The sequence below is a fragment of the Okeania sp. SIO2F4 genome, from assembly GCF_010672385.1.
Classification (GTDB): Bacteria; Cyanobacteriota; Cyanobacteriia; order Cyanobacteriales; family Microcoleaceae; genus Trichodesmium.
In genome coordinates this window covers 1-6,222 of sequence record NZ_JAAHGT010000574.1, presented here as the reverse complement: position 1 = coordinate 6,222, position 6,222 = coordinate 1, and the positions used below count along the sequence as shown (strand labels likewise).

General features: G+C 37.0%; 5 protein-coding genes. 2 read left to right on the top strand and 3 right to left on the bottom strand.

Annotation, left to right across the window (positions count from 1 at the left end; genetic code table 11):
* Positions 1–1,128 (top strand): ABC transporter ATP-binding protein (locus F6K22_RS27815; protein WP_293105565.1); only part of this gene is annotated, 1,128 nt, incomplete at its 5' end.
* A gap of 565 nt (positions 1,129–1,693) precedes the next feature.
* Here the strand turns inward: F6K22_RS27815 and F6K22_RS27810 are convergent.
* From F6K22_RS27810 to F6K22_RS27800, 3 genes are all read right to left on the bottom strand, one after another.
* Positions 1,694–2,317 carry a DUF938 domain-containing protein gene (locus F6K22_RS27810; protein WP_293105562.1) on the bottom strand — a complete coding sequence of 208 codons (624 nt, stop codon included), beginning with the start codon at positions 2,315–2,317 and terminating at the stop codon, positions 1,694–1,696.
* Positions 2,318–2,611: 294 nt separating this feature from the next.
* Positions 2,612–3,499: a GNAT family N-acetyltransferase gene (locus F6K22_RS27805; RefSeq protein WP_293105560.1), complete on the bottom strand. Its 888-nt coding sequence runs from the start codon at positions 3,497–3,499 to the stop codon at positions 2,612–2,614.
* Between the two features lie 460 nt (positions 3,500–3,959).
* Positions 3,960–4,745, bottom strand: a complete 786-nt coding sequence (locus F6K22_RS27800; protein ID WP_293105557.1) for a carbohydrate-binding family 9-like protein — start codon at positions 4,743–4,745, stop codon at positions 3,960–3,962.
* A gap of 175 nt (positions 4,746–4,920) precedes the next feature.
* Here F6K22_RS27800 and F6K22_RS27795 point away from each other — a divergent pair.
* Positions 4,921–6,222 (top strand): FAD-dependent oxidoreductase (locus F6K22_RS27795; protein ID WP_293105555.1); only part of this gene is annotated, 1,302 nt, incomplete at its 3' end.

Genomic DNA, 6,222 nt, shown 5'->3' with positions numbered 1-6,222 from the left:
ATGGCAAAAGCCTATAATTTAGAAATTCCAGCTAATGTTAAAATTGCAGATTTACCAATAGGTACTCAGCAACGAGTAGAAATTCTCAAAGTAATTTATCGCCAAGCTAAAATTTTAATTTTAGACGAACCAACAGCAGTCTTAACTCCAGTAGAAGTAAATTCTTTACTCAATATTTTGCGACAATTAGCAGCAAAGAATCATACAATTATTTTTATTAGTCATAAACTAGAAGAAGTAATTAATGTCTGTGATACTGTCACAGTTTTGCGTCGGGGAAAAGTTGTAGATACTATCGAAACCGCAACAACTACTACTCAAAAATTAGCCGAAATGATGGTAGGGCGAGAAGTAAATTTAATTCCCAAAAAAATCCCTGCTGAAAAAGGTAATATTGTTCTGGAAGTCAAAAATATAGAAGTGAAAAATGACCAAGGTTTATCTGCTGTGCGCGATTTATCTTTTCAACTTCATAGTGGGGAAATTTTGGGAGTCGCAGGAGTTGATGGTAATGGTCAAAAAGAATTAGCAGATGCAATTAATAATTTGCGTTCCCTTGAAAAAGGAGAGATAAATTTTGGCGATAATTTAACAGATAAATTCAAAGTAGGATATATTCCCGAAGACCGTCAGAAAATGGGGTTAATTCTGAATTTTACTATTGCTCGGAATTTGATTTTGAAATTGTTTAAGTTTTTGCCTTTTTGCCGTTATGGTTTTTTACAGTCTGGGATAATAAATAATCACGGAAAAAATGCCATAGAAAAATTTGATATTCGCGCCAGTCATCCACAGTTAAAAGCAAGTCAACTTTCTGGAGGAAACCAACAAAAAATTATTCTAGCGCGGGAACTTTCTGGGGAACCAAAATTAATTGTCGCCATGCAACCTACCCGTGGTTTAGATATCGGTGCCACCGAATATGTACAAAAAGCTTTACTTGCTCAAAAACAACAGGGAGCAGCTATTCTATATATTTCCACAGAATTAGAAGAAATAATGGCAATGAGCGATCGTATTGCCATAATATATGAAGGTCAGTTTGTGGATATTTTAGATGCGGGAACTGCTACAGTCGAGCAGGTGGGATTATTAATGACATCCGGCGCCAAATCATTGATAGCGTAGGTTGACAAGTGAAATGCAACCAAACAAAAAGCTACTAGGGCGTCTAGCTTTAAAATATAGGTTGAAAAAACCTAACCCCCCAACCCCCTTCCCTACTATCTCCCCCCTCTCGGAGCAGGAGAGGGGTCGGGGGAGAGGTCTTAGGACATTCCTTTTTTTCGTTCTACTGAACTTATCCAAACTTACCTAACCACAGGTTAGGCTTTGGAGACGAGCTTCCTGCTTCATTGAGAACCACTGACCGCAGTCTGTAACCTTATTCTCAAGAGCAGGCTTAAAATCGGCGGGAACTTCACCTACTCATTTAAGTATAACATAAGCTTTGCCATTTACCACTAAAAAATTTGAAAAAGCGGTCGAGGGATGGCGAGGGGACCTCGCCATCCCTCGACCAAGAGAAAAGTAGGTTTGAGGATATTTAGGTAAGATTTCAGCTTCTGTTTTTACCCCTAATTTAACTTACTGTCCTCAGCAAAAAATTTACTGCTATATCTGTTGGGTTTCGTTCCTCAACCCAACCTACAGAAAGCAATTTTTGATGATTTATATTTAACCGAACTTGGTATTAATCTTTATAGAAAACCACAGATAAATTATTTGCTGGCATTTCCACTTTCTCCACAAAGTTTAATCCCTCCTTCTTTGCACTCGCTATCACATCTTCTAAATTTCTGACTCCCCACTCAGAATTTTGAAACTGCAAAGACTCATCAAAAGCAACATTACTCGGTGCTGTATGTTCTCCATTCAGTTTATACGGACCATACAAATATAGGACACCATTCTTTGGTAGCAAACGTCCCGCACCTGCCATTAATCCCAGACAAGTAGACCAGGGAGATATATGAATCATATTAATATTGACAATAGCTGCAATCTCAATATCCTCTTTCTCCACCGCCCAAATTGACTCCCGTGCATCAATATTAAGGGGTAGATGCAGGTTATCTGACGAACTATGTTTTTGCCATGCTGCTATACTCTCGCGCAACATAGGGTTAGGGTCAGAAGGAAACCACTGGCGCGGTTGCAAACGAGGAGAAAAGAAAATAGCGTGTTCTCCCGTACCACTAGCAATTTCTAAAATATTGCCCGTTGGAGGCAAAACTCGCTGCAGGACTTCCAAAATAAATTCCCGGTTGCGTTCGGTTGCGGGAGCATATTGTCGAGCATCATTAAAAGAGTTCATATCAGTTATTAGTTATCAGTTATCATATCAAATCTGGTAGCATCAGTGATATTGTAAGGGCGAATGGCCATTCGCCCTTACCCATTGTATGACGATTAAAGGAATTATCTAACTCCGAACTAAACGGATTTGATATCAGTTATCAGTTAAGTATTTAAATTATATATCCAATTTTTGTCAAAGGCAACAGAAAACATAAAATTTCAATTATTTTTAGCTTGTCAGTTATCAGTTATCAGAAAAGCTGAGAGCTGACTGCTAATAGCTGTTTGCGTAGCATTCCGTAGGAAATGCTTATGAAAAATCATCCCACTCAAATAATGAAAATTCTCCCGTATAACTTTTCCAAAATCCTGCCTTTTCTAAATAATTTAACAGCAAATCACAAGTAGGAAAAAAACCACCAAGACTTGAATATTTTTTCTGAAAAGCTAAATGACGTAACTCTAAAAGTAGGATTTGCAAACTTTCTTTAGTCCCCCTGATATAACCTAGCCAAAAAACTTTTTTATCTCTTTCCAATGCACTTTGTATTGCCAAACCAACTAAGCGATCGCTCTGTTTAATTCCCCAGACTAAACCTCGCTCAATCAGATTTTTAAATAGTTCTATTTTCAGCTCTTGCCATTTAGCTCCAGGACCTATATAAAAACAATTATTCTCACCATAAAATTCAGAGCTATTTACTAACTCCCAAGCCAAATTAATACCCGGAAAATTAAGTTGAGTAAATACTAAATCTGATAGAGATTCTACTGTAGAAATAGGTGTACTTCTATGAGGAATATAATGACCGATAATACTCCGGTTTCTTCTAGCCATCATTCCTAACATAACTTTATCTTCAGACCGAACAATACAACGGGAAATTTTGATATTATTTTCTCGTAAAAACTGTTGTATTTGTGAATTTAAAATTCTGGCTATACCTAGACCTCGGTAAGCGCGATCTACACGCAACCCTTCCCACCAAGCTTCCGAGTCTGAGACTATAAATACTCGCGCTATCCCCACTGGTACATCATTAACTACAGCAACAAAAATTCGACCCTTGGGTTGAGCAAACCATCGATCCCAAACTAGATGAATATAGTCTGATTGATTTTCCCATGTGTGTTGACAAAAAGCAAAAACTGCTTCTCGATCCTCAGCGCGTGCTAATCTAACTTGTACTTCTACCATTTCAGTTATCTTTTTTTTCTTGCCAATTACTTAATTTACTATAATTACCCATATTTTTCAGCTAGGGAGTTCAATAATTGATAATTACTTCTCCCTAAAAGGAAGAGGATTGAATAAAAGGAATATTTTTTTTGTTTCTCCTTGCTCATGAGAGGCTTTATACCTTTATTTTTCGGTAAGTTTTTCTGCTTCACCAATCTGATGATTTTTGCCCGTGATTGTATTTGTTTTCATATTTCTTATTCCTGTCTAATTTTATTCTTAAATAACTAAACTTTAGCAACTTTATGCAAGGAATTTTAGGATTTTAAATTCAGAGGCAATTTTTGAATATTATGAATTTAATTGGGGCTTCGCCATCAACTTTTAAAGTATTTACAGATAGACATTTTTGCATTTTTTTTAATGTAAGGTTTTCAATTTATAAAACTGCAAAAATTCAGCATTTTCCTTCTTCTAATCATCTTTTCCAAAAGGGACTTTCTGTTGTTGAAAATCTTACGCGACCAAAATCTTGGGGTGCATGAAACTGGGGCTTTGGAGTTTGACTAGGAGACCATTGACTATACTGTAAATTTGTCTGACCTCCCAGACGGTTAAGATTGAGATGCCAAATTTCTTCTGGTTTCGGTGGTGTATTTTTCGCAACCTGAGCAAAATTGTCGAAAGGAATAGCTGCTTCTAATATCCAATATTTATCTGTATCACTATCGTTATTTAAACTCCCAACAATTGAAGTAGCAATTTTTATACCTTCACCATTCCATTCCTCAGTAGTTCGCTCCTCTAGACTTTGACGATGAAATTGATCGAGAAATGCCTCCTGCACGTTCATTTCAATATTAAAATAAGTAAGAGGTTGATCGGGATTTGGTGCTGTAAAGACTTCTACACAATCATCCTGAAAAACTGCACTATCACGCTCGGTTTTTTCTGCCCAAATATGTCCATCTTCAACAATAAAAGATACATATAAATAATTATCATCCCACAGCAATTTACTAACAGTTTGTTCTTGCTTTCCCGACTTCCACCAAGGAAATTTAAAAGCACCCACATCTGGTGCGGCTGTCCATGGTGGCTCATCTAATTTACCATCAATAATTATAGGCGTACCTGTCCTCAAGATAGTATAAAATGGCTGGCTACCTGCCAATGTTTTCAGGGAAAAACAAAGTATAAATGATAGAGATAAAAGAGTAGCAGTAACTATTTTTTTGTACTTCAATATTTTCTGATGTTTCACAGTAATGTTCCTGTTTTAGCACTTGATTGTTTTTCAGTACAGGCATTTAGGTTAAACCTAAAGTTAACGATCGGGAACTAACTTTAGAGATTATATCAGATTATGGGCAACAGTTATAAACCCTAAATTAAGATACTATTGTACAATAGCTGTAGTGATTATTGAAAATGAATTTATGAAACTAGAACATACAGAATCATCGTCACCAGAAAACTCCAGTCCAAAAATTGACTATGATGTAGCGATCGTCGGTGCAGGTCCAGTAGGATTAGCAACCGCTCTCGGTCTACGTCAACGTGGGATAGAAAATATTATCGTCCTCGACCAAACCCGTGCCTTTCGTAGAGTAGGTCAGTACATTATTGTTGCACCCAATGGTTTGAAAGCACTTAAATATCTTGATATCCAAGCTTATGAAAGTATGAAAGAAACTTTTCACAAATCCAACAATTCATTACAAAAAGATCGACCAAAGCCAAAATGGACTGTCAGAAATGTGGATGGTGAAAAAATTTCTTTATTTTTTATGGGATACGATGAAATTGTTCAGAAATACGGAGACTTTGTAACATTTATGCATTGGTATGATTTACAGAGTAAACTGAGAACACTATTACCAAGCTATCTTGTTAAAGCCAATCATCGTTGTGTTAATGTAGTTGACGAGCCAGAATTTAAATGTGTTCGGGCTGATTTTGTTTCTAATCTGGGGGCAAAACCTAACCCCTATTCCCACTGGGAAAATAAACAGGAAAAAGATAAAAATAGCACTGGAAGTTCTTCCCAATTTCTTGAATCAGAAATTACATCAATTCGTGCTAAACTATTGATTGCAGCAGATGGAATTAATTCTACCGTGCGTCAGACGATCTACAAAGACACTCCATATTCTGTATACAGCAAACCAGAATATTCTGGTTTGTGTGGTATCTGTTGTGATGAAGTCAACGAAATTCCAGAAGCTCTGTTACAACAAATCGAATCTCGGTTTTTTAATGGTGCATCAGGTGTAGTAATTTATAATGACCCAACCAGGGAAAATTCAGCAGAAAATCAAATTTCCAAAATGAAAATGGTTATATGGTCTCAAGCACCTGGTCAGTTTAAATATATAATCGATGCAGGTTTGGCTTTAGAGTTATTAGCAGGGAAGTCAGGAAAAGAATTAATTGATACTATAGTATTGGAGTTGAAAAAAGCTAACTTTCCAGAGATGATTCAGCAGTTTGTGGCTTTGTCATCTCCAGACCAGACAGTACAACGACCTTTTTATATTCATCCCGTAACTGTTTCTACTCAAGACCAGGTAAAGTGGAGCATGGGGCGAGTTGTATTGGTGGGAGATGCCGCCCACGGAATGCCACCACTTGCGGGTCAAGGTGCTAATCAAGGGTTTGAAGATGCTGCAGCGATCGCTACTTTGGTGGCTGAAATTAACAAGCAAAATCTGTGGGACGATATGACAGCTATAGAAACA

What these genes read in the sequence shown, in the direction of transcription:
- F6K22_RS27810 (WP_293105562.1), bottom strand. Translation starts at nt 2,317, where the DNA reads ATGAACTCTTTTAATGATGCTCGACAATATGCTCCCGCAACCGAACGC.
- F6K22_RS27805 (WP_293105560.1), bottom strand. Translation starts at nt 3,499, where the DNA reads ATGGTAGAAGTACAAGTTAGATTAGCACGCGCTGAGGATCGAGAAGCA.